Annotated in this window: 22 protein-coding genes; 7 read left to right on the top strand and 15 right to left on the bottom strand. The window is 36.3% G+C overall.

Annotated features, from left to right (window positions below):
* Positions 1 to 73 precede the first annotated feature (73 nt).
* From EDC17_RS00690 to mobA, 3 genes are read right to left on the bottom strand one after another with little or no spacing between them, the layout of a single operon-like run.
* On the bottom strand, positions 74 to 412 hold the full coding sequence (locus EDC17_RS00690) for a DUF6660 family protein (RefSeq protein WP_003010400.1): 339 nt from the start codon (positions 410 to 412) through the stop codon (positions 74 to 76).
* A gap of 48 nt (positions 413 to 460) precedes the next feature.
* Positions 461 to 1,720, bottom strand: a complete 1,260-nt coding sequence (mobB, locus tag EDC17_RS00685) for a conjugal transfer protein MobB (protein ID WP_003010403.1) — start codon at positions 1,718 to 1,720, stop codon at positions 461 to 463.
* Positions 1,721 to 1,724: 4 nt separating this feature from the next.
* The gene (gene mobA / locus EDC17_RS00680; protein ID WP_013597184.1) at positions 1,725 to 2,159 is read right to left on the bottom strand and encodes a conjugal transfer protein MobA; all 435 of its coding nucleotides are present in this window, start codon (positions 2,157 to 2,159) and stop codon (positions 1,725 to 1,727) included.
* A 540-nt stretch (positions 2,160 to 2,699) separates the two neighbouring features.
* On the opposite strand from mobA, the gene EDC17_RS00675 reads away from it, so the two are divergent.
* The 3 genes from EDC17_RS00675 (at position 2,700) to EDC17_RS00665 (ending at position 4,113) form a co-directional block, all read left to right on the top strand.
* A complete protein-coding gene (locus tag EDC17_RS00675) occupies positions 2,700 to 3,158 on the top strand; it encodes a DUF3408 domain-containing protein (RefSeq protein WP_132775934.1) in 459 nt (152 codons plus the stop codon).
* Positions 3,159 to 3,538: 380 nt separating this feature from the next.
* The gene (locus EDC17_RS00670; RefSeq protein ID WP_132775933.1) at positions 3,539 to 3,835 is read left to right on the top strand and encodes a helix-turn-helix domain-containing protein; all 297 of its coding nucleotides are present in this window, start codon (positions 3,539 to 3,541) and stop codon (positions 3,833 to 3,835) included.
* Positions 3,832 to 4,113, top strand: coding sequence for a helix-turn-helix domain-containing protein (locus EDC17_RS00665; RefSeq protein ID WP_132775931.1), 282 nt, complete (start codon positions 3,832 to 3,834; stop codon positions 4,111 to 4,113). The genes EDC17_RS00670 and EDC17_RS00665 overlap by 4 nt, the downstream gene beginning before the upstream one ends.
* Before the next feature lie 176 nt (positions 4,114 to 4,289).
* Here EDC17_RS00665 and EDC17_RS00660 read toward each other — a convergent pair whose 3' ends face one another.
* The 8 genes from EDC17_RS00660 to EDC17_RS00625 form a co-directional block, all read right to left on the bottom strand.
* The gene (locus EDC17_RS00660; RefSeq protein ID WP_132775929.1) at positions 4,290 to 5,921 is read right to left on the bottom strand and encodes a type I restriction-modification system subunit M; all 1,632 of its coding nucleotides are present in this window, start codon (positions 5,919 to 5,921) and stop codon (positions 4,290 to 4,292) included.
* Positions 5,922 to 5,938: 17 nt separating this feature from the next.
* Complete coding sequence (locus EDC17_RS00655; RefSeq protein ID WP_132775927.1) at positions 5,939 to 7,123, bottom strand: AAA family ATPase; 1,185 nt, start codon at positions 7,121 to 7,123, stop codon at positions 5,939 to 5,941.
* Between the two features lie 3 nt (positions 7,124 to 7,126).
* Positions 7,127 to 8,395: a restriction endonuclease subunit S gene (locus EDC17_RS16780; protein ID WP_165894344.1), complete on the bottom strand. Its 1,269-nt coding sequence runs from the start codon at positions 8,393 to 8,395 to the stop codon at positions 7,127 to 7,129.
* Positions 8,382 to 9,419: a PDDEXK nuclease domain-containing protein gene (locus EDC17_RS00645; RefSeq protein ID WP_132775925.1), complete on the bottom strand. Its 1,038-nt coding sequence runs from the start codon at positions 9,417 to 9,419 to the stop codon at positions 8,382 to 8,384. The genes EDC17_RS16780 and EDC17_RS00645 overlap by 14 nt, the downstream gene beginning before the upstream one ends.
* 6 nt (positions 9,420 to 9,425) lie before the next feature.
* Positions 9,426 to 12,437: a type I restriction endonuclease subunit R gene (locus EDC17_RS00640; protein ID WP_132775923.1), complete on the bottom strand. Its 3,012-nt coding sequence runs from the start codon at positions 12,435 to 12,437 to the stop codon at positions 9,426 to 9,428.
* Positions 12,434 to 12,622, bottom strand: coding sequence for a helix-turn-helix transcriptional regulator (locus EDC17_RS00635; RefSeq protein ID WP_132775921.1), 189 nt, complete (start codon positions 12,620 to 12,622; stop codon positions 12,434 to 12,436). The genes EDC17_RS00640 and EDC17_RS00635 overlap by 4 nt, the downstream gene beginning before the upstream one ends.
* Positions 12,623 to 12,887: 265 nt before the next feature.
* Positions 12,888 to 14,138 (bottom strand): site-specific integrase, encoded by a 1,251-nt coding sequence (locus EDC17_RS00630; RefSeq protein WP_132775919.1) that lies wholly within the window; start codon positions 14,136 to 14,138, stop codon positions 12,888 to 12,890.
* Positions 14,139 to 14,460: 322 nt separating this feature from the next.
* Positions 14,461 to 15,630 carry a THUMP domain-containing class I SAM-dependent RNA methyltransferase gene (locus tag EDC17_RS00625; RefSeq protein ID WP_132775917.1) on the bottom strand — a complete coding sequence of 390 codons (1,170 nt, stop codon included), beginning with the start codon at positions 15,628 to 15,630 and terminating at the stop codon, positions 14,461 to 14,463.
* Positions 15,631 to 15,699: 69 nt separating this feature from the next.
* On the opposite strand from EDC17_RS00625, the gene EDC17_RS00620 reads away from it, so the two are divergent.
* On the top strand, positions 15,700 to 16,074 hold the full coding sequence (locus EDC17_RS00620) for a DUF3127 domain-containing protein (protein ID WP_132775915.1): 375 nt from the start codon (positions 15,700 to 15,702) through the stop codon (positions 16,072 to 16,074).
* A gap of 107 nt (positions 16,075 to 16,181) precedes the next feature.
* On the opposite strand, the gene EDC17_RS00615 is transcribed toward EDC17_RS00620, so the two are convergent.
* Positions 16,182 to 17,195 carry an acyltransferase gene (locus tag EDC17_RS00615; RefSeq protein WP_132775913.1) on the bottom strand — a complete coding sequence of 338 codons (1,014 nt, stop codon included), beginning with the start codon at positions 17,193 to 17,195 and terminating at the stop codon, positions 16,182 to 16,184.
* Positions 17,196 to 17,316: 121 nt separating this feature from the next.
* Between EDC17_RS00615 and EDC17_RS00610 the strand changes: the two genes are divergently transcribed.
* Positions 17,317 to 18,093, top strand: coding sequence for a 5-bromo-4-chloroindolyl phosphate hydrolysis family protein (locus tag EDC17_RS00610; protein ID WP_132775911.1), 777 nt, complete (start codon positions 17,317 to 17,319; stop codon positions 18,091 to 18,093).
* Positions 18,094 to 18,096: 3 nt separating this feature from the next.
* On the top strand, positions 18,097 to 19,200 hold the full coding sequence (locus EDC17_RS00605) for a toxic anion resistance protein (protein ID WP_132775909.1): 1,104 nt from the start codon (positions 18,097 to 18,099) through the stop codon (positions 19,198 to 19,200).
* A 62-nt stretch (positions 19,201 to 19,262) separates the two neighbouring features.
* Here the strand turns inward: EDC17_RS00605 and EDC17_RS00600 are convergent, their stop codons facing one another.
* Genes EDC17_RS00600 through fumC form a run of 3 tightly spaced genes read right to left on the bottom strand, consistent with a single transcriptional unit; the run spans position 19,263 to position 22,207 of the window.
* Positions 19,263 to 20,213, bottom strand: a complete 951-nt coding sequence (locus EDC17_RS00600; RefSeq protein WP_132775907.1) for a hypothetical protein — start codon at positions 20,211 to 20,213, stop codon at positions 19,263 to 19,265.
* 58 nt (positions 20,214 to 20,271) lie between these two features.
* Positions 20,272 to 20,805: a fumarate hydratase gene (locus EDC17_RS00595; protein ID WP_132775906.1), complete on the bottom strand. Its 534-nt coding sequence runs from the start codon at positions 20,803 to 20,805 to the stop codon at positions 20,272 to 20,274.
* Positions 20,806 to 20,809: 4 nt separating this feature from the next.
* Positions 20,810 to 22,207: a class II fumarate hydratase gene (fumC, locus tag EDC17_RS00590; RefSeq protein ID WP_132775904.1), complete on the bottom strand. Its 1,398-nt coding sequence runs from the start codon at positions 22,205 to 22,207 to the stop codon at positions 20,810 to 20,812.
* A 141-nt stretch (positions 22,208 to 22,348) separates the two neighbouring features.
* Between fumC and EDC17_RS00585 the strand changes: the two genes are divergently transcribed.
* Positions 22,349 to 22,837, top strand: coding sequence for a hypothetical protein (locus tag EDC17_RS00585; protein WP_132775902.1), 489 nt, complete (start codon positions 22,349 to 22,351; stop codon positions 22,835 to 22,837).
* Positions 22,838 to 22,839 lie beyond the last annotated feature (2 nt).

The following is a 22,839-nucleotide window of genomic DNA, read 5'->3' as shown; positions in this document are numbered from 1 at the left end:
AATACGAAGTATGACCCAAAACATTCAGCTTGTTGCTGTACGCAAAAAGCTATAATCATTAAAACATTAAAAATTATGCATTAATCTTTGGCGGTTGCCAAATTCCCCCCAGATAGTGGGATATAAAGGTACATTTATAATAAACTTTAGGCTTAGAAAGGTCAAAAGTCTTCGCCTTAACTAAGCTGTATACATTCCATTGAAGCACTATACCTGAAACTATTCCACAACAACCGCATAAACAAAATGGACTGCACATATCAGTTGTTTCCTGATGGTCGTGGCTTCCTTGATGGGTTAATTCTTCCGAATGGTTATGGTTTTGAAAGTTGTCCTTTTCATACATATCGGTACACGGCATTAAAAATACCGTCATCATATAAATTGCCAATATGGAGTAAAAGACTTTCATATTCTTTTGCAAAGTTAGTAAAAAAGTAATGCAATGGCATTGCATTGTTTATTGCAATCGTCTCTTTTTCTTCTTCATCCGTTTAGCAAATGTTTCTTCTTTATAATCCACGCCTTGTGCATCAGGTAAAAGGCTGAATAATCCTATATCGAAATTCTGAGAATGTTCCTGTGGGATAAACTCAAAAAGGTCTTTCGTTGGTTGGTTGTCTATTGTATTCGTTTTGGAAAGAGGGTTATCCTGTGTTTTCAGTTCGGGTTTGTTGCCGTTGTTCCACCAATCGTTAAAAACATTTGCAGACAGGTTTCTGTCTAACTGTGAACCATTCCATACACTACGGCTCTCGTGGTCAATGAAAGTTACTCCGTAAATCCGTCCGTTGTCGTTTCTGCGAACAATCGTATTAATACCGTGTTCGGTCAATTGTTTTCTAAATTCTATTTCGTTGCTTGTCGTGTGCATAGCCAATTCAACAGTATTCTTTAAAACTGACCTTACAGGATTGGTTTTCATTTTCTCTTTTGACTGTTCAAAATGCTTTTGTAGTTGTGCAACTCCTGCGTCTTTTCCGAAAAGCGATGCCTTAAACGGATTGCTTGCCTTGTTTCCGTTTTCGTCCACTGCCACATAGACCAATCCGTTTACCGGCTGACCGTTCCGCTCGCCTTTGACTTCTTCCGCTGTGATGTTGAACAGCGACAATAAAGCATTATAGCTTCCCATAGTCGGAAAGCTGTAATACTTCGGCAAATGCCGTACTACCGAAGCAATCTGACTTTTGATGTCGCCTTTGTGGTAATCCACAGGTTTGAAAACTTTGTTGGCTTGTTTCTGCTCCTGCTCGGTTGCTTTGTGCAGGTTGTATTTCGTTTCAAAATCCCGACAGATTGCCATTGAACGTGGGTGGTCGTAATCATCGGGGATTTTCTTACCGTCAATGCCTACACAGGTCGAAACGATATGGATATGCATTCGGTCAATGTCCGTATGTTTGAAAACAATATAAGGCTGATTTCCGTAGCCCATACGTTCCATATATTCCTGTGCCATTTCCGTAAACTGCTCATCGCTTACCTCGTCTTTCGGGTCTGGGTTCAATGAAATATGCCGTACCGTTTTTTCTGTTTTGATGTTTGCAGACAAATACGGCTCAAAACATTTATTGAAATACGCTACGGAATACCTGCCGTCCATTGTGTCGGGTATTTTGTTCAGCAACAAAACCGCTCCGTTTTCCCTGTCCACTTTCTGCTGATTGTACAAAATCGCTCCGTACATATTGCTTCCCTTTCCGATTTTTGCAATCATAATTTTACTCTTTATGTAGATATTGCTTTTCAAATCTGTCGGTAAGAATTAAAACCTTTAGCAACAGTTCTTTCATTTTTGCGGTCTGTTTTTCCAATTTATAGAGATATGCAGATGCTTTTTTCTCCGAAAAATTGGCGTTCAATAGCCTTACAATCTGATTGTAATTGGTTGCTATTCCTCGAAACTGACTGAAAAATTTGGTCAGTCCTGCGTGGTATTCTACCGCATTCATATCAATTTTTACGGTCTTTACGGTCTTTTGAAAGATGCAAGCCGTAATGAAATGTGCCTTTACACTTATCCCCGATTGGTCAAAGAGGGCAAGGAACTTGGCGTTTTCCTCTGCATTCAGGTTAATAGAATACCGATGTACGGCAGGGTCATTCTTCGGTTTTCTCCCTGTTTTCCTAATTTGTTTACTGTTCTTTTCTTCCATAATAAATCCATTTCTAATGTTAAACAAAACTGCGACTTCGGAGCGGTTTTCAGCTCCCTGCAAGGGCAAGTGCTTTTGAGTGCCGAAATTCATTTCGAGTACCTCAAAAGATAACTTGCTCTGAACAGGAGTTCAGAAAAATCCGTTTTGCAAACGGATTGGAGTTAGCTGAAAAAGCTAATCGCTTTCGTTACAAAGTTCGATAAGACCATTTGAATAACAACGACTTACAATCACGCCAAACAAAGCCAATAAACGCCAAATACTGCCACCTTTATGTGGATTGGAATTGCTTTTATTTCCTTTGTATCTGGTTAGCTGGCTGATTGGTTATGCCCTTAATTAAATCACTGAACAGCAAAAAATCCCGACAGCAAATAAGTGTGAATGATTGCAGGCGGATTACAGATTTTTCAGTTAATGAAACAGCTAATTAAGAGTATATAGGTGCATAGCAACTTACATACGTGCTATGATATTTACAACTGACTGTTCAGCTAACTAAATAGCTAATGGGATATAATATTAAAAACAATAGATATGATAGATGAAGAAAACAAAAAACAGCAATCCGAAGCACAAGATTTTTCTTTAGAAAATTTTCTTGGCAATGAAAAGAAACAACCTGCACATGAGCAGAACACCTTACCGCATAGTGATGACCTTACTGCAATAGAAACAAGCGAAAAATCTGTAGAAACAGAAGATGAAAAGTCGGTTGCAGGTATTACCAAAAGAAATGTTTCAAAACCAAAGAAGCTGACGAAAGAAGATTATTGCGAACAGTTCTTTAAAATTCCTAAAAGGAATGCAAGCAAAGGCAAATCGGTCTATGTACGGCAGGAACACCACGAAACGTTTAACAGGCTTACAAACGTTATGGGGATTGATAAGCTCACGATTTATGCGTATCTGGACAATATTATCGAATACCATTTTCACGAGTTCGGAGAACTGATTAAGGAAATCTATAACGATAAGCACAAGCCGTTGTTTTGATAACCGTCCTTTAGTCAGGATGTATAAGTCCCTGTTAAAATTGTTTCCAAAAGAAAAAAACAGAAAAAAAAGAAAGCTATTCAAACAAGGCGGACAGGTGGAAAAACCAAAAGGAAACGGAATAAGTCCCGAAGGGTGGCAGGGCAAGCACAACTATTCGGCGAAGCCACCATATTTGCCCTGCCATTATGCCGTAAGCTTTTGGTTGGGTGGTGCGGTGGATGTCCGCTTTATCTTTGCTACCTTTTTATTCTTTTTTAGATTTTTTTTAATATTTCTTTGATAGTATTTGGCAAAACAACGCCACTAAACGCCAATGGATACAACATTAGAAAGCTCTGTATAATTACCTTATATTTTCGAGGTTTAATGATGTAGATATGGAAATAACAGTTTTAGACATTCAGATTTTAAAGGCATTGCATAGGGAAGTAAAGAAAGTTTCTCTATTGATTTCGGAAATGACTGCACCCTATAAAGCATTGCAACAGGCAACGAAATGGCTCGACCAACAGGAAGCCTGCCAATTGCTTAATATCAGCAAAAGAACGTTGCAGACGTATAGAGCAAAAGGCATTCTTGGGGCAACGCAAATCAATCGGAAAACATATTTCAGATTATCTGAAGTGGAATTACTTATGCAGGGAGAGCAACCATTAAAAAAGCAAAAGAAATGAAACAGATTGGAAATTCAAACGAAGATATGCTTGTCCTGCTCGAAGCTGTGGAAGGTATCAAAAATGAACTGCTGTATATCAGAGAATATTTTCATCCACTCTTAAAAGGGGAAATCTACCTGTCAGGCGAACAGGTTTGCGAGATGCTACACATCAGTAAACGAACGTTGCAACAGTACAGGGATGACGGACTGATACCTTTTATCAAACTCGAACGGAAAATCTTGTTTCGTGAAAGCGATATTATCAAGGTATTGGAAGATAACTATCAGCGGTAGCCGACTAAAGAGCCTTATCCGTATCGGTCAATTAAAGAAACAGCCCACCTATTTAAGCAGTGGGCTGTGGTGTTTTTGTGGAACTAATATTAATTATTTTTCGAATTTGTAGGTTACAATGTTCTTTCCGTAAATTCTGTCTCATTTTACATTTAAGACCAATTGTACAAGGACTTTTATATTGTTTTCAAACCTAATTCTATTAAAAATTCATTGTGTTTGTTTGTACTGCTATTGATTTTTCGTTCAATTATTTCCAATTCCCTATGCACCTCTTTTAAATCAATAATCACTTCCTCTGTTGCTGTACTTACATAACGGGAAATATTCAAATTATAACCATTCTTTTCGATTTCATCCATCGAGACTTTACGGGAATACCGCTCTCTTTCAGTTCGGAATTGGTACGTTTCTACAATGTTTTTAATGTGTTTCTCACTAAGTGAATTTTGTCGTTTCTCTTTTTCGTAATGTTCTGCTGCATTGATAAATAATACATCCTCTTGTTTTTTACACTTTTTCAACACTAAAATACAAACAGGAATACCCGTAGAATAAAATAAATTAGGAGGCAGACCAATAACCGTATCAATATGGTTGTCTTTCAGTAATTTGGTTCTTATACGCTCTTCTGCTCCGCCACGAAACAGTACTCCGTGTGGCAAAATAATCGCCATTGTACCTTCTTTACCAAGAAAGTGAAAGCCGTGCAATAAAAATGCAAAATCGGCTGCCGATTTGGGAGCTAAGCCGTAGCTTTTGAAACGAAAATCTTCACCCATTGTTTCGTTGGGTTCCCAACGCAAACTAAATGGTGGATTGGCAACAATGGCATCAAACTCTGTTTTTTTGCTTGGGTTCATTTCATTGAGTAAATCCCATTGATTGAGCAAAGTATCTCCGTGGAATATCTCAAACTCGGTATCTTTCATTCCGTGCAATAACATATTCATTCGGGCGAGGTTGTAGGTAGTAATATTCTTTTCCTGACCGTAAATTTTGCCAATACTTCCCTTAGCGTTTTTTAATTGATTACGAACATTTAAAAGTAAAGATCCCGAACCGCAAGCCATATCCAGCACTTTATCCAACTTTGGTTTCAAACCTGTTGCAGGGTCTTGGCTGTCTAAAGTAACGATTTCGGAAAGAATAGTTGAAACTTCTTGTGGTGTATAAAATTCTCCTGCTTTTTTTCCTGAACCTGCTGCAAATTTACCAATCAAATATTCATAAGCATTTCCAAGTGTATCGGTATCCGTTGAAAAATCGGCAATCCCTTCGGCAATCTTTCCAATAATCTTACAAAGTTTGTCATTTCTTTCTTTTGGTGTTTTTCCTAGCTTCTCCGAGTTGAGATTAATTTCAGAAAAAAGTCCTTTAAAGGTAGTACCAAACGATTCGTTTTCAATATAGCGAAATCCATTTTCAAGTGTTTCTAATAAATCAGCATTTTGCGTACGAGCCAATTCGGTAATGTTACTCCACAGATATTTAGGCTCTATAACATAATGCACTTTTCTACGCATCTGTTCTTCAAACTCTTCTACATCTCCCTCATTATTTTTGTACCATTCTTCTAACGGTGGCGGAATTACAAAATCGGGTCTTAAATCTTTTGACTTAATTTCAGGATAATCTTTTCCCAATTCTTTTTTAGCAGCTTCCTCGTAATTAAACGATAGATACCGAAGAAAGAGAAACGAAAGCATATAGTCACGAAAATCATCCGCATTCATTGCTCCCCGTAAGTCATTCGCAATGTTCCAAAGTGTATCGCCTAATTTTTTATGTTGTTGTTTTTGTGTCATTCTTTTCTATTATTTCTTTAATTAAAAATATCTGGGAGTTTAAATTGATATTTATCAATAAATCCTTTAAGAATTTTTTTGAATAAATCCTTATTGTCATCATTCATAGTTGAAGGAGTAAATATGGAGTGCCTTCCGTGACTAAGTAACTGTACTGCTCTGTGATAAAGCACTTCATCTTCTAATCCATGGATAACTTCATCAATTTTATTGTATCCAAAAAAACTCACAGCTTTTTCCATAACTGTTCTTAAACCATTAAAGTGATACGTATGAATAATTCCCGATTTTGCTACTTTTTGCAATTCACTCAGTAAAGCGATGTGATGAAAAAATGGGGTATCATCCGTATTTTGAAGACTATAATTTTGAGGGCTAATTGAATGAAGAAAATAGGTTTTCCCTTTCATTTTTAGCTCATTGTGCATCACGTTAAAAAAAAGACTGTGATGTGTGGATATTACCACTTTTACTTTTCGATCTTTTTCTTCTTTTCTTTTCTCTCCAGCATCTTCAATTTCATTATATATCCCACCTTCTATCATAGTTGCTAAACCACAGGCTAGAGCAATAGCATTGTTTTCGTCCAAAGAGGAAATAGGGTCGTCTATATAAACATATTTCACCCAATCGTAACCTTCAGCACCATCGATTGCCAATTGATAAATTGCAAGAAAAAAACACCAAATAAAAAGATTCTCTTCACCTCGAGATACTTTTATTTTTTCGACATTCTGCGTAACTCCATTTACTAATTCTTCTCTAATAAATCTTACTGCCCAATGAATTTCTGGATTAGGCATATTCTCTTCACTAGGTTTAATATAATTAAAATCAATTCTAAAATTGAAATTACTATAATTATGGAGTATAGGTCTAATTTTATTCTCGATATCTAAATCCTCAATACCACCAAAAAACTTAGAATGTTTGTTTAAAAAAAGAACTCTGTGTTCATCATTATCTAAATCATTATCCCAAGTAAATAAATCTTCAGTGAATGCATTAAAGTATAGTGTATCAATTTCTGGGCTTTTCTTTCTTCTTTTACTAATATTTTTAAACTCAACAGAAAGACGAGTTTTACCTGTCCCATTATGAGCATATAACAATACAAAGTTATGGTCGTTTAAATCGTCCCTTAATCTTACTGCAACATTTCTCAATGTCTTGTACTTATATATTTTTTTTTGACCACTCATCTTCTAATCATTCATTTTAGGAAACAAACCCTGCATCAAGCCTTTTTTATGCTGTTTCAATTGTTCTATTTGCTCGGTTTGTGATGTGATGAGTTCATCTAATGCAGAAAGACAAGATGCGATTTTTTGTTGTTCTATCATTTTCGAAGGCAAAAAAACTTCTATATCTTCAATTTGTTGGAAAGACAAATTCGGAGGTTCATTCCCTGCAATATTTTTATTAATATTCTCAATCATTTTTGTTGTTTGAAGAAGATAATAAACAAAACTACTGTCATTGGAAGTTACTATTTTTCCGACACGTTGATTTAATAATGAGTCATTAAAAGCTTCATCAATTCGAGCGATTTTCAGCTTCATATTTAAAATGGGACGAGTTAAAGCTAATACATAATCACCTTTCTTTACTAAGAACTTCTTATATTTTTCTTTAAACTCCATAGGTAAAAAAGACTGCGTATCATTTTTCATTTCTTGGATACCAACATCAGCTATTTTTATCCATCTTGTTCCGCTAGTGACATTATCATTACTTGCAAATGCATATCCTTGAAATATTGAAAACAATTGCTTTACAGGTTTTTTCTTCCACTCCCCATCATTCTCAAACTCCTTAAACCTATATCTAGGTACTTTCTCCCCCTCTTGCGGAAAAAGATTTTGCATCAATCCTTTTTTGTGGGATTTAAGTAAATCTAACTTTTGGCTGTGAGCTGTAATCATTTCTTCTAAAGATGAAATGCAAGACGCTATCTTTTGTTGTTCTTTTTTATCGACTGGTAGAATTAGAGATTTAGAAAGAAATGTATCATTATGAATGTTTATGGTATTTTTAGCTCCCTTTTGGATGATAGAAGATAAATAATTAATTGTTCTTTCTGGATATTCAAAATATGCATCCAGTATAATACCAATGTCGTTAGTTTCAGGTCTAAAGACACCATATAACGGTGAAACAATAACTGGTGTTGAAACTTTACTTTGCTTTATAATTCCAAATGGAAAATCTCCAGTGGGACTTTTAGTATATATAATATCACCTGGCAATACTTTTTTGTAATTACTCGTATTACTTGCGGCAAAGACACGCCCCAAATGTTCAATTTGATTAACTACACCTTTATGTACTGACACTGAATAAACCTCTTCTTTTCCAGTACTTTTTTCTTTGTGTTCAAAGAGTACATCTGAAAGTTTTCTCTCAGCCCAAGTTTCATTCTTCTCAAACTCAGGGAAACGCAATTCGGGTATCAATTTTTTATTCTTGCTCATTATCTCCTTCTGTTGCGTTTATTTCGTTCAATACTAGCGCTTGCAGTTCTTCTTTAGGTAATAGCAACTGGTATTCGGCTACACCAATAGGCTTATTAATGTCCTGCAAAGCAATTTCTACATCCAAATGATCTTTATCGGCACAGAGAATAATGCCAATAGATGGATTCTCGTTTTCGCCTTTCTCCAATTTATCCAATAAGGAAAGATACAAGTTCATTTTGCCTACGTATTCGGCTTTAAAACTGCCAATCTTTAATTCTATAGCCACCAACGATTGTAATCCTCTGTGGAAGAAAAGCATATCTACAAAGTATTCTTTGTTGTTGTATTCCAATCGGTATTGGTTACCTATAAATGAAAAACCTTTGCCTAATTCCAATACAAAAGCCCTGATTTTGGTTATCAACCTGTTTTCTAATTCCAATTCTTTTACAGGTTCTGTAATACCCAAAAATCCGAGATTGTACGAGCTTTTAAATACTTCGTTGGCATATTCGGCACTTATTTCGGGTAATGTATTCCCGAAATTATTGGTTTTTAGTTGATTGTCGGCACTGCTATAGCTGTCCATTTTGATGGCGTTGAGCAATAAATCTCTTGACCAGCCTTTTGTAGCTACTTCATTGGCATAAAACGCAACAGCAGAAAGCGATTGGACTTTGTCTAAAAGCAACAAATTATGCCCCCACGGTAAAACTGCTACACCCTGTAGCAGTTTTGTATCTACTTGATAATAACGTTCATAAAAGCGTTTCATATTCCACAAGTTGCGTGGCGATAAACCCATATCTGGAAATTCATTTTTGAGGTCAATAGATAATTGCTTTACAACACCACTACCGTAACCTTCTTCTAACTGTTTTTCAAACAGTAGTTTTCCCAAATTCCAATACACGGAATTTGCAGTACTGTTTACCTGCTTTGCAATTAGCGTTCGGGCGGTATTAATTTGGCTTATCGCTTGATGTAAAATCTCCCGATACTCCGAAACATTTATATTTATTTGAGGTTGATTACTCATTTCATTTTATTTATTATCATAAGCAGCTAAACCACTTATTTCTCTACCTTGAGCTAATTTTTTTAATTGCGGAACAAGGTCTTCCATTAATGACAATTCTTTTGCTCTACGTTCTTTCCAGCTTAAATCTAAAGGCTCCAACAAATCCGTTAATTTTTCTCCGTCAAAAATCATACGGCTCATAATCGTATCTACAAAAATTTTTAAGACTGTGGTTTGTAAGCCGTACTTGTTGGCAAGAGTTGTAATTTCCTTATTATATTTTTCATCTTTAAATGTATCGTAACCTTTTCGAAGCTCCTCTTCACTTAATCCTTTATTCCAATCTAAACTATCAATATATTCAGATAAGTCTTCTTCCTCATCCATTAAATTGGAGTTGGACTTTAATAAACTTTTTACTTGTTCTTTGCTCATTTTCTGCTTACCTGGTTTCATTCCAAGATTTTCCGCAGTTAATCTCATTATGTAGTCATAATCAATTACAGCAGAAGCAAACAACACAAATTCAAAATCCAATTGCTGAATATCATCAGGCGCATCATTACCTTCTTTTTTCTGTATTTCCTGCAATTGTTTTGCCGTTTCTATATATGAACTGCGGAACTCCTGTAAAGTTTCTTTAGATAATATGGATTCAATTTTTTCCTTTTGTCTGTCGTCTAAATCTGTATATTGGTCAAGCTGTGTTTTAAGTCGCTGTACTTCTTTGAAATTTTTAACAAAGGCAATCCGAGCTGCATCACCTTTTAGGTTGTATACTTCTTCTGGTTCTCTGAGTAAATTGTTTTCCTGCATAAATACACCTAATTTTTCAACAGCTTCTTTATACTTGTTAATCATCACAGGTGCAGGTTCAACCAACCAAATTTCTCTTGATTTTTCTTTATTATCTTCTCCCGAGAATAAAGCAATAGCTTGGTTTACGGCTTCTTGTTGTGAACGAAAATCGAGAATATTTCCATACGGTTTAGTGTCGTTCAACACACGGTTGGTTCTGGAAAATGCCTGAATCAATCCGTGATATTTCAGGTTTTTGTCCACATACAAAGTATTCAAGAATTTACTATCAAACCCCGTGAGTAACATATCTACCACAATAGTTATATCTATTTTTTCTTTGTGAGGTACGTCTTTGTTGCTGTATTTTTGGTCTTTGATACGTCTTTGTACATCTTGATAATACAAATCAAATTCGTTGATATTATGATTGGTTTTATATTGTGTATTGTAATCGGCAATAATTTGCATTAATGCCTTTTTCTTTTCTTTGGGATTTTGCTGATTATCCTCTCTTTCTTGTGTTAAATCTTCTTGAAGTTGCTTGATGTCAGCAGCATTCTTTTGACTTCTTTGATCTCCATCTTTTGTCATTAATTGAGCAGGTGGAGAAAATACGCAAGCGATATTTAGCGGAACAAAGTTTGGATTATCATTTTGCTTTATCTTTTGTAATTCCTTGAAAATTTGATAATATTCAATAGCGTTATTGATAGAGGCTGTTGCCAATACCGCATTAAATTTACGCTCGTTAGTTGCTGCATCGTGTTTTTCCAGAATAGCCTCCACTACGGCTTGTTGGGCAATCGCTTCGCCAGGTTTGGCACTCTTTGAGCCTTCGCCTTTGAAATAATCAATATGGAACTTCAATACATTTCTATCGTCTATGGCGTGTGTTATAGTGTAAGCGTGTAATTCTTTTTCAAAAATATCTTGTGTGGTTTTATAAGACTCATATTCTCCTTCACGTATTTTATAAGTAGCATTATCAGGAAAAATAGGTGTTCCCGTAAAACCAAATAATTGTGCATTAGGAAAAAATTCTTTGATAGCTTTATGATTTTCACCAAACTGCGAACGGTGACACTCGTCAAAAATAAAAACAATACGTTGTTTGCTCAACGGCTCTAAACGTTCTTTGTAGTTTTTCTTTTGGGTACCATCTAAAGCCAAACCTAATTTTTGAATGGTGGTAACAATTACTTTATCCGCATAGTCAGTAGAGAGTAAACGCCTTACCAACGTTTCAGTATTGGTGTTTTCCTCCACACTGCCTTCCTGAAATTTATTAAACTCCTCACGAGTTTGTCTGTCCAAATCTTTCCGATCTACTACAAACAAGCATTTTTCAATTTCGGGATTATCCTTTAAAAGTGTAGATGCTTTAAAAGAAGTCAGTGTTTTACCGCTTCCCGTAGTGTGCCAGATATAGCCATTTCCACGATTTTGATTGACACATTCTTCAATAGCTTTTACAGCATAAATTTGATAAGGTCGCATCACGAGCATTTTCTGCTCACTTTGCACCAATACCATATATTTGCTAATCATCTCGCCCAATGTGCATTTCTTCAGAAATTTATCCGTAAAGTCTTCAAGATGCTTGATTTTCCTGTTTTTTTCATCTGCCAAATGGTAAGCAGGTAAAAATTGCTCATCGGCATTAAATTGGAAATGTTGTTTTATATTGTTTGCAAAATAGAAGGTGTTTGTTCTGTTACTTACAATAAACAACTGCATAAAGCAAAGCAGTGAATTTCCGAAACCATTGCCTGCTTCGTTTTTATAATCCACAATTTGCTGCATTGCTTTTCGTGGCGAAATGTCCAATTTTTTCAATTCAATTTGCACCATAGGCAAACCGTTGATAAGCAAAATCACATCGAATCGTTGATGGCTGTTTTCCGTATTAATACGTAATTGGCTAACTACTTCATACTCATTTTTGCACCAGTCTTTGATATTGACCAATGTATAATGTAAAGGTGTTCCGTCTTCACGTTGAAAATACTGTCTTTCACGCAAAACTTTAGAAGCAGCAAATACATCAGGATTAATGATTTGTTCCCGAAGTCTTAAAAATTCACTGTCAGAAAGCCGAACACGGTTCAATTCTTCAAATTTAGTCTTGAAGTTTTGCTCCAGTGTTTTTCTGTCAAAAATATCTGGACGATGAATATATTTCAGCCCTTTTAGTTGCTCAATTAGTTGTTCTTCTATTTGGTTTTCTTTACTCATTCTTCTATCAATAAATCTTTTGCATTAACGCCTAAAACTTTAGCAATTCGATACAAATCCTCAATGCTTGGTTGCCTCACGTTTCGAGCGTACTCGTTAACGGTGTTGTAACTTTTGTCCAACTTCTTAGCAAGCCAAGCTTGTGAGATTCCTTTCTCTTTTAAAACGTCTTTAATTCGGTTCATTGAAGCCTAATTAATTTTTACCTGTTCAAAGATAGTCAAATTACACTGTCCAATAGTGTAAAATGTCACAATATTATAGTGAAAGGTAAAGCTGTTTTTTAGCATTGAGTATCAAAAAAGACAAATGTGCTTGACCATACGTTTGAAACATTATTACTCATTCACTCCATTTTGTTTATCAGTGGGATTTTGGGACGTTCGTTCATAACATTTGCGTCCAACTCAAAAAATAGCGGATGTTATCCTTTTAATTGTTTTATTAGTTTCAAAGTTGCGAACCAAAAGACTGCTCCATACCCTTGAATTTATGCGATACTTTTTGCATATCCTTACCAACTTTCTCGTTGAGTATCTTGGCGTAAATCTGTGTGGTAGCAATATTTTTATGCCCTAACATCTTGCTCAAACTCTCCAATGGAACACCTTCGCTTAAAAATAGTGTTGCAAAGGTATGACGTGCCAAATGAAAGGTTACTTTCTTTTCTACAAGGCATTTAATCAGTTGGGATATTCTCTTTAAACTGTCATTACAAATCGTATTTGATGGGACAGGAAAGACCTTTCCATCCTTTGAGAATCCTGCATATTTTTCGATAATCATTTTCGGTATATCCAAGAGCATCACGTTTGACGATGTAGCCGTTTTCTTTCTGCGTACGATTATCCATTGGTTGCCATCAAAAAAGTCTTGAATATTACTGTTTCTAAGTCCTTTCATATCTGAATAGGAAAGACCTGTAAAGCAACTGAAAACAAACAAGTCTTTAACTAATTCGTCTTTCTTTTTATCGCAGTTGAACGTTACGAGCTGTTCCAATTCATTACGCAATAGATAACCACGGTCTTTATCCTTTTTGGTATTCTTGTACTCGCTGAACGGATTAAAAGCAAGATGCTTTCTGCTCATTGCCAATCGGCAAAGCGTAGTAAATCCAATCATATACAGCCAAATGGTGTTGTGTGTTAAACTTTGGTCGTCACGCAGGTAGTAATCAAAGTCCTGCACAAAGTCAGGTGTAAGGTCGTTAAAGTACACATCGGAATAGCCGTATTTTGTAAGTGCAAAATTTCGAAGATGTTTCAAAAGTATTTTGTATTTACTGCGTGTGCCATTTACCCGAAGTCCGCTGTTTACCTTTTTTTCATAGTCAGACAGGAACTGTTCATAGAATTTGAAAAAGGTAAGCTCTCCGCTTTCCATACCAAGAAAAGCATTTTTAAGTTTAGCACTGTTTACAGCCCCCTCGTTTTTCAGGATTTTGGAATAACATTCCTCGATACCCGAACGAATTTTGTCAAGTTTGCTGTTTGTGTCTTGGGCTTCTCGGCTTTTACCTAAAACCCTGCCGTACTTCAAATCCCAATTTGTTGCGGAAATATCCAGCTTGGTACTGAATGCAGACTGTTTACCGTTTACGGTAACCCTGCACATAACCGTAACTTTTCCGTTCTTCTTCGGGGCGTTCTTTTTAAGGTAGAAAAGCACCTTAAATGTTGATTTTTTTGTCGTTTCCATACTCAGAATTCTTAATGATAAAATTAAACTTATGTGAGCCACGGAACAATATGAAAAATTGCGCAAAAAGCTGAAATACAGTATTTTGAATTGATTGTTTCCGATGTTTAAAAGTAACGTTTTAGTAACCTTACTTTTGCCAATCGTTGCTTTTTCCTGCTTTTTACCACATTACCAAAAAATCATAAAACGGCTGTAAAGCCTTTATTTACAACCGTTTTTCCTGTTTTCAATCTTTGATGTATATTTACTGAAAATTTATTTTAAAAAACAGTATTTCTCAGTAGGGTATCTACGGTATTCCGCAGTACGGTATTTTGAATTACTTTTGATCTTCTTTGGTACCATCGTAGAGCTCATATTGCAGGAGTCTACAATCTAATTTGCCATTGAAAAATTCAAATCTTCGCGAAGCTTTGAGTCCAATCTTTTTGGCAAGGTCAGGATTACCCGTAAACACATATCCCCGGTAGCCTTTGCATTCCTGCTTCATGAAGTCTCCGACGCGTTTGTAAGTCAATTCTAATTTGCTGTGCACACCTAGTCTTTCTCCATATTCAGGATTGAACATGATAACTCCCGGCTCAGCTGGAACTGTCGTGTCCGCAAAATCACAAACTTCAAAGGTAATCAAATGCTCTACACCAGCGGTCTGTGCATTGATCTTGGCGATTTCAATCGCTTCTTTCGAAATATCAGATGCGATGATAGGCGGAAGATTGGTCTTCTCGGTTTTATCTTTTAGCAATCTTCTTTCTTGGAAGAAAACTTCTTCGTCGTACCCAATGAAGTGCATAAATGAATAGTTCATACGATACAAACCGGGCATTCTCTTTTGTGCTAGCAAAGCTGCCTCAATAGCCAATGTTCCTGAACCACACATCGGATTAATAAAAGGAGATTTACCGTCCCATTTGGTAGCCATGATGGTTGAAGTAGCTAATGCTTCTAGCATTGGTGCTTTTCCCGGGTGTTTACGGTAGCCATGCTTCGCCAATGTTTCGCCGGATGTGTCCAAGAAAATTTCTGCGCGATCTTCCATCCAGTGTAAGTGAATCACACATTTGTGCGCATCGGGACCTGTATCTGGACGAACCCCTTTCTTATCTTTGATTCTATCTACGATAGCATCTTTCACTTTTACATTTGCAAAAAGTGGCGTAGTAATCGTGTCGTTGTGCACGTTGGATGTCACGGTGAAATATCCATCAAAAGGGATAATGGTTTCCCACTCGATTTTCACTAATGCATCGTATAATTCTTTGGGGTCATTGGCACGAAATGAACCTAATTCATATAAAACCTGACTTGCTGTGCGCAAGTTCAGATTCAGTCGAATACATTCGTTGATGGATGCGTGTAATTCTACACCCGTATTGAATGCTCTCTTTATTTCGTATCCTAATGCTGTAACTTCCTCTTGAAGGTATGGTGATAATCTTTTGTTACAAGTTATTATCACTTTGCTTGCTGTGTTGAAAACTTCTTTCATATTTGTGCAAAGTTAATTAATCTTCGACGCAAAAAATGTGTAATTTTACGGTTTAATACAATTAATGATATGGAAATCAGAGGAAAAGTTCACGAAGTAGGTGCTGTACAACAGGTTACTGAATCTTTTAAAAAGAGAGATTTGATCGTTGCATACGCAGAAAACCCACAATTTGTGGAGTATATTCGTTTTGAAGCGACACAAGATAGAGTTAATATTTTTGATAATTTGTCTGTAGGCGAAGAGATTGAAATTTCTTTCAATTTACGTGGTCGTCCTTGGACGAATGCACAAGGTGTAACAACGTATTTCAACTCATTAGTAGCTTGGAGAGTGACTAAATTGGCAAATACGGCTGCAGCTTCTGCACCATCATACAATGATATGCCTGCTCCAGTAGATATTTCATCTTCAGGTGCTGACGATGACGATTTGCCGTTCTAATCTTTAGAAAATAACCGTATAACACATACTTATAAAAAGCTATCTCCAATGAGATAGCTTTTTTTTGCTGTGAAAAGGATGATTCCCCCGTCCGATATAGGGGGCAATTATCCACTCACATATTTTCCATAAGGAATCTTTCTCAATACATATATAATTCCAATCGAACTAATCAATGTCAATAGCGTAGCTACTGGGACCACCCACAGAGTACTCATATATTTAGATACATGAGGATGTAGATAATTGAGCGGTAATATATGAACGAGATAAATACCAAAACTGTATTCATCTATTACGCGAAGCCAACTTGGTAGTTCGGTGTCTTGGGGCGTAATATTTTTTATAAATAAGAATATGAATCCCGCGGCTAATGCTGTGTTCGGAAAAACATAATTATACCAATGTGGGATGTATTTGTTAGACTCTAGGCTCCAATTGTATGTCATATATACGGTGAAAATGGATACTACTATGTAACCAATCAGGGGCAGATATTTGTTCCAATTGAAAGATTTGATGGATAAATAGTACCCGAATACCAAATAACCCAAATATCCCGAGAAAAAGGATAAATCGAATTTTGGTACAACAGGATAATAGTGCTTGTTCAACAAAATCATCGATGCAAACCACAGCATTAAAAATATCTCAATCTCCCGAATACTAACTTGGTTAATAATTTTACGCAAATAGGGGATGGCTAAGTACATTCCAATAATCATGTACAGGTACCAAAGATGTGCATTAGACCCATGCAATATTTTATCTTGAGTAATACTAACTATTTTGTCCGTGGATAAAGCATTAAAATTGGTGTATCGATAGAAGTAATAAGTCAGATAAATAATCGTCCAAAACGCAAAGGGATACAGTAATTTGGTAATCCTTTTTTTATAAAACACAAATGTGTCTTCATCTTTTCGAAGGAGTAAAGCCCCTGAAAGCATCACAAAAATAGGCACTGAGCAACGTGTCGCCGAATTAATCCAATTGGCATAATTCCAACCAAAGCCATCAGCATCAAACCGATTCAAAAATCCGGTGCTGGCATGAATCAATATAACAAAGACTGTCGCAATGACACGTAAGTAGCTGATATAGTTGTTTTTTGTTGCCATTGTGTAAAAATATTGATTATTGGAATAGGAATTGAACGTTTTATTAATGTTGCTGTGAATTTGATATATTATAGCGATAAAAAAAATAAGTATATTTAAACATTATAACGAATAAAGGACAATGGGTTTTGCGACAAAGAAAAGTAAACGTTGGGAATTTGGTCAATTAAAATGGACATTTTTTTCCATTTTATTGTTTATTCCACCTATTCATCCCTTAGTGATGATGTCGCAGGCTTCCAAGAGTAAAGTGCGTTCATGGTATATTCTAGCCTGGATAATGTTATTTATCCAATTTGGCTTATTTTATTCCTTCTATTATTTTGCGGGCGCCATGTCATCGGGTATGTTGGCTACCGTGTGTGGGTATATTGCTTCTTATATCGCTGGTAATGGATTACTATTGAGTCAATCCAAAGATTATTTACAGCGCTTAGAATTATCAGAAGTACGTCAGCTTACTTGGGTCAATAGCATTTCACATCAGCGACAACTCGAATTGGCGATGGCAGAGATTGAAACTCCTCAATCTTTTGTTACAAAATTGATGTTTTATAAGAAATCTATTCAAAATAGAAATCTGCAAACACATATAGAAAAGATAGTTCGTTTGTTTCATCTGCTGGAGCAAAGGGACCTTCAAGAGGCGGAAAAATTTTTGGTAAGACATGGTACCGTAGTGAATGTACTGCGCGAGTATTATGATCTGGAGCAGACGCGCTTGAATAATGCCATTACACTAGAATCAAAGAATAAGCTGGAAGCGGTGCTTGTACAAGCTTCTTCGGCAATAGAATTAGATGTTACCAATTTGATTAAATACCGGTTGTTGGATGTGTCTGCTGAGTCGGACGTCTATCTACAAACCCTCAAAAATAAAAAATTACTTAATGACTAAACTATGAGTACAATAGACCTAACTACTTACGATGATAATAATTCGGATAAGAGTCAAGATATGCAAGTGAATTTTTCACCTGAAGAGAAGGCTTTGATCCAACAATATAAGGATAAAATAAATCTGAATTCCACAACCGACATCATTCAGTTTGGTGTGGCGAGTCAGACTAAGGTGAGTAATTTTTCGAATGAAATCCTCAAGCAGGTGCGTACCAAAGACATGGGCGGTGCTGAAGATATTTTGCTGAACTTACGTTCGGATATCAAATCTTTTGATGAAAATCTGAACAAAAAGCCGTTGATTCCATTTTTTGACAACCTGAAGAAAAAAGTAGCGCGTCTACGTACCGAATATGCTTCGGTCGAAAAAAATATCCATCAAATCGAACTCAAGCTCGAAGGGCATTACAAAACGCTGTTGAAAGATGTCAATATTTTTGATAAACTTTTTCAGGAGAATCAGAATTATTTCAAAGAATTGTCCCTGCATATCGCTGCGGGAGAGGAAAAGCTACAAGAAGTACACACAGTTACACTTCCTCAATTGAAGAGAGAGGCGGAAGAATCCGGCGATCAACACAAGATTCAGGCCTACAAGGATATGGAGCAGCATGTTGTTCGTTTTGAGCGTAAAGTGCATGATTTGAAATTGACCCGTATGGTCGTATTACAAACAGCACCTCAGATTCGTATGATTCAGAGTAATAGTTCTTCTTTGATGGAAAAAATCCAATCCAGTATTGTAAACACATTGCCACTTTGGAAAAATCAGATGGTGTTGACTTTGGGTATTGCGCATTCGCAACGTGCTTTGGAAGCGCAAAAGGCAGTTACTGATGCGACAAATGAATTATTACGTAAGAATTCGGAAATGTTGAAAGAATCTACGATTAGTGTAGCACGTGAAACGGAACGTGGTATCGTGGATATCGAAACAATCAAGAAAGCAAATAGCGATATTATCCATACTATCGAACAGGTGTTGCAGATCCAACGTGACGGTCGAGAGAAACGTAAGGTTGTAGAGCAAGAACTCTTGCAATCTGAAAACGAATTGAAACAAAATCTGCTAAAATCTTCAGATGATACGAAATTGATAAACTAGAAAAAGCCGCTTAAAGCGGCTTTTTTAATTGATTTAAGTCTTTCGAAGATTGGGAAATATTATCAATCCTCGACCAGAGAAATTTCATAAATGTCTATTCTCTTCATGTTTTCATTTTTAGTATTCACTGTAATTTCTTTAAATAGTTCAACATAGGTTGCAACACCATAGTAAGAGTTATATTGATGGGTATTATGAATATAAATATTCATGTCCATATTCTTGAATTCTTCCTCATTGATTGGTTTTTCTTTGTTTTCGTACTTTCTTGCGAAATCAAGAATTTTCTCCTTAAAATTAGAGTTAACAGTTTTTTCTTGAACTATAGAGATGAAATCATTTTCTTGATCATATTCAGCACAATAATATATTCCTTCCATAGTAATTGGAACATTTAAAATAGGAGCGAGAGACTCTTCTTCAAAAGAAATAGTATCTTGGAGATTTAGTGAGGCACCAAGTGCATAATGCAATGCATGTATATCTTGAGCATAAACAGCAATTAATGATTTGGGATCTATTGAACCTTGAAAATCTTCTAAAAATTTTTGGATATTTTCATCCGAATTTTCTGTAGACAACATTTCAAATATTTCTTTCAAATCTGAGGATATTTTATCCGCGAGTTGGTCCTCATTGAATATTTTTTTGAATGTGCCTAATTCATTCGTTTCATAGTCGAATTTTACTGTTGATAGATTAAAGATTTTTTGTTGCATTTCTTCTGGCAATTCAAGCAACTTTGGATTAGCAAAAATATCTGCAGTTCGATGATAGCTAATTATATAACTTGAATCTGTAGAATCTTTTACTGTAATTTTGAAGTTAAAGGCTTCTTCTGTTGTTTTGGGCTCTTTGGTGCTACTTGAGTCAATTCTTGTTTTTAAAACAGCGTAGTTTAAAGTTTCGCCTTTTGCTATGTACGAAATTAGATTGACTATTTTAGTGCTATCGCTTTGACCATAGCAAACATTAAAAAGTATTGTGGCAATTAAGAATAATCGTGTTTTCATGTTGGGTTAAAAATTTAAATCAAAATGCTAATAATATTTAGCATTTTTAATTTAAATTTTACATTTCCCAACGTTTCTTTGGAATACAGTTAATATCTTGAGTCTTGCGCAATGTAATAGGTTTTGATTCAAACTTATTTTGTAGGACTACTGAATCTTCAGAGATAGATATTATCTTAAATCGAGGTAAGTACTGTCCATTTTTATAGCATCCCGATATCTTTTGTTTACCATTTTCTTTGGTGTAGACGCCTTCTACGATGAGGCTATCTCCCCGTTGTACGTATACGCCTTTTGCATATTCCTGCCAGTTGCCATTATTATAGCAAGAGTCTGGAATAGTCTTGGTTTTGGCATACACATCCATGGTGCTGTAAATAGAATCACAACGAAAAGTAAAAGAATGTAGAGAATAGGAAAGCAGATTAGCCTGATTTTCGACGCTATCCTGTACCCAGACACCTTGCAGTGCTTTGACACCCTCTGTTTGCATATCCGAGTGGCGCTGGCAGCTCATGAAAGCAGAAAGCATACCTACCATGATAAATAGGTATGCTTTTGGAAAATTATATTTTTTCGAAAGTTTAATCACTATATTATTTTAAACTTCCCACCATTTCTTCTGGTTTTACCCATTCGTCAAATTGCTCGGCTGTCACATAACCTAAAGCGATAGCTGTTTCTTTCAACGTAGAGTTATTCTTGTGTGCCGTCTGAGCGATTTCAGCAGCCTTGTAATAACCAATTTTAGTATTCAACGCAGTCACTAGCATTAGCGAATTGTCCACTAATTCTTTGATGCGCGTATAATTCGGTTCGATACCTGCTGCACAGTGCTCCTCGAAAGATACACAAGCATCACCGATTAAGCGTGCTGACTGCAAAAAGTTAGCCGCCATCAATGGTTTGAATACATTTAATTCATAGTGACCTTGTGTACCACCAATAGTGATAGCAACATCATTTCCCATTACTTGAGCAGCGACCATTGTCAATGCTTCACATTGTGTAGGGTTTACTTTGCCTGGCATGATAGAAGATCCTGGCTCATTTTCAGGAATCAAAATCTCTCCGATACCAGAACGTGGACCTGAAGCCAACATACGGATATCATTCGCGATTTTGTTTAAAGCTACGGCCAATTGTTTCAATGCACCATGTGCCTCTACAATCGCGTCGTGAGCAGCTAAAGCTTCGAATTTATTAGGTGCAGTCACGAAAGGATGCCCAGTGAATTCTGCAATATATTTTGCTACCAATACATCGTATCCAGCAGGTGTATTCAAGCCTGTACCTACAGCAGTACCGCCTAATGCAACTTCTGATAAGTGTGCTAATGTATTTTTAACTGCTTTAAGTCCGTAGTTCAATTGAGCAACGTAACCTGATAACTCTTGACCTAAAGTCAAAGGAGTAGCATCCATCAAGTGCGTACGACCGATTTTTACGACACTCATGAACTCTTCAGATTTGCGCTTCAAAGTATCACGTAATTTTTCTACTCCCGGAATAGTCACTTCTACTACCGCTTTGTATGCCGCAATGTGCATCCCTGTAGGGTAAGTGTCGTTGGAAGATTGTGATTTATTTACATCATCATTAGCTTTCAATACAGGTTCGCCTTCACCGATTTTTCCGCCTGCCAGTACTTGCGCACGGTTAGCGATTACTTCGTTTACGTTCATGTTGGACTGTGTTCCTGAACCTGTTTGCCAGATTACCAACGGAAACTCATCGTCTAATTTACCTGCAAGGATTTCATCACATACAGCAGCGATAGCATCACGTTTTTCAATAGGCAATACACCTAATTCGTGGTTAGCATAAGCCGCCGCTTTTTTCAAATAAGCAAAGCCTTCAATGATTTCTTTTGGCATAGAGCCCGAAGGGCCGATTTTAAAATTATTACGTGAACGTTCGGTTTGTGCACCCCAGTATTTTTCTGCTGGTACCTGAACTTCACCCATTGTATCTTTTTCTATTCTGAATGACATGATAGTAAAGTTTTATTTTTTTTTTGTGACCCAAAGTTACTGAATTATCTATAGAATAGAAACTTTGAATTGCAAGGGAAATGTCTCTTTTGATTCAATTTTTTCGTATTTTTAAGAATTGATTTTATTAATTCTAAGCTTATGAAAGGAAAGTTCTCCCTGCGTATTATTTGTTTATCCCTTTTATTTCCTTTGACATTATGGAGTTGTATGGGTGATAGCGAATCTAGCAGCACTTCTACGGATTCCATAGCAAATACTTCGGATGCAGTCGTCGAACCAAAAGTATCATCCGTCACTTGGAAATACGATGCCGAAGCAGATAGCATGGTGCAGTTGGCCGTACCAGATAGCTTATCCATTGACCAAGTGCTTGCGGATTTGAATAAACAATATCAAAGCATGCAGTTGGATTTGGTGAAAACCTCTGGCGATACGATATTCGTTAAGATGAATGACGTGACTTTTTTAAGCCAAATGGGCTCCAGTGGCAACTATGGTGTCTTAGCAGAAATTGTGTATTCACTGACAGAAGTTCGTCCCTTTCAATTTGTTTATTTAGACTTTGAAGAATTGGACCACGCCACCCCAGGATTGTATGATCGTGAAAGATTTAATAACAAGTTGTAAAG

The organism is Sphingobacterium alimentarium (assembly GCF_004342685.1).
GTDB lineage: Bacteria > Bacteroidota > Bacteroidia > Sphingobacteriales > Sphingobacteriaceae > Sphingobacterium > Sphingobacterium alimentarium.
The sequence above is the reverse complement of the archived record's forward strand: the minus strand, read 5'-3'. Positions and strand labels throughout refer to the sequence as shown.

What these genes read in the sequence shown, in the direction of transcription:
- EDC17_RS00690 (WP_003010400.1), bottom strand. Translation starts at nt 412, where the DNA reads ATGAAAGTCTTTTACTCCATATTGGCAATTTATATGATGACGGTATTT.
- mobB (WP_003010403.1), bottom strand. Translation starts at nt 1,720, where the DNA reads ATGATTGCAAAAATCGGAAAGGGAAGCAATATGTACGGAGCGATTTTG.
- mobA (WP_013597184.1), bottom strand. Translation starts at nt 2,159, where the DNA reads ATGGAAGAAAAGAACAGTAAACAAATTAGGAAAACAGGGAGAAAACCG.
- EDC17_RS00675 (WP_132775934.1), top strand. Translation starts at nt 2,700, where the DNA reads ATGATAGATGAAGAAAACAAAAAACAGCAATCCGAAGCACAAGATTTT.
- EDC17_RS00670 (WP_132775933.1), top strand. Translation starts at nt 3,539, where the DNA reads ATGGAAATAACAGTTTTAGACATTCAGATTTTAAAGGCATTGCATAGG.
- EDC17_RS00665 (WP_132775931.1), top strand. Translation starts at nt 3,832, where the DNA reads ATGAAACAGATTGGAAATTCAAACGAAGATATGCTTGTCCTGCTCGAA.
- EDC17_RS00660 (WP_132775929.1), bottom strand. Translation starts at nt 5,921, where the DNA reads ATGACACAAAAACAACAACATAAAAAATTAGGCGATACACTTTGGAAC.
- EDC17_RS00655 (WP_132775927.1), bottom strand. Translation starts at nt 7,123, where the DNA reads ATGAGTGGTCAAAAAAAAATATATAAGTACAAGACATTGAGAAATGTT.
- EDC17_RS16780 (WP_165894344.1), bottom strand. Translation starts at nt 8,395, where the DNA reads ATGAGCAAGAATAAAAAATTGATACCCGAATTGCGTTTCCCTGAGTTT.
- EDC17_RS00645 (WP_132775925.1), bottom strand. Translation starts at nt 9,419, where the DNA reads ATGAGTAATCAACCTCAAATAAATATAAATGTTTCGGAGTATCGGGAG.
- EDC17_RS00640 (WP_132775923.1), bottom strand. Translation starts at nt 12,437, where the DNA reads ATGAGTAAAGAAAACCAAATAGAAGAACAACTAATTGAGCAACTAAAA.
- EDC17_RS00635 (WP_132775921.1), bottom strand. Translation starts at nt 12,622, where the DNA reads ATGAACCGAATTAAAGACGTTTTAAAAGAGAAAGGAATCTCACAAGCT.
- EDC17_RS00630 (WP_132775919.1), bottom strand. Translation starts at nt 14,138, where the DNA reads ATGGAAACGACAAAAAAATCAACATTTAAGGTGCTTTTCTACCTTAAA.
- EDC17_RS00625 (WP_132775917.1), bottom strand. Translation starts at nt 15,630, where the DNA reads ATGAAAGAAGTTTTCAACACAGCAAGCAAAGTGATAATAACTTGTAAC.
- EDC17_RS00620 (WP_132775915.1), top strand. Translation starts at nt 15,700, where the DNA reads ATGGAAATCAGAGGAAAAGTTCACGAAGTAGGTGCTGTACAACAGGTT.
- EDC17_RS00615 (WP_132775913.1), bottom strand. Translation starts at nt 17,195, where the DNA reads ATGGCAACAAAAAACAACTATATCAGCTACTTACGTGTCATTGCGACA.
- EDC17_RS00610 (WP_132775911.1), top strand. Translation starts at nt 17,317, where the DNA reads ATGGGTTTTGCGACAAAGAAAAGTAAACGTTGGGAATTTGGTCAATTA.
- EDC17_RS00605 (WP_132775909.1), top strand. Translation starts at nt 18,097, where the DNA reads ATGAGTACAATAGACCTAACTACTTACGATGATAATAATTCGGATAAG.
- EDC17_RS00600 (WP_132775907.1), bottom strand. Translation starts at nt 20,213, where the DNA reads ATGAAAACACGATTATTCTTAATTGCCACAATACTTTTTAATGTTTGC.
- fumC (WP_132775904.1), bottom strand. Translation starts at nt 22,207, where the DNA reads ATGTCATTCAGAATAGAAAAAGATACAATGGGTGAAGTTCAGGTACCA.
- EDC17_RS00585 (WP_132775902.1), top strand. Translation starts at nt 22,349, where the DNA reads ATGAAAGGAAAGTTCTCCCTGCGTATTATTTGTTTATCCCTTTTATTT.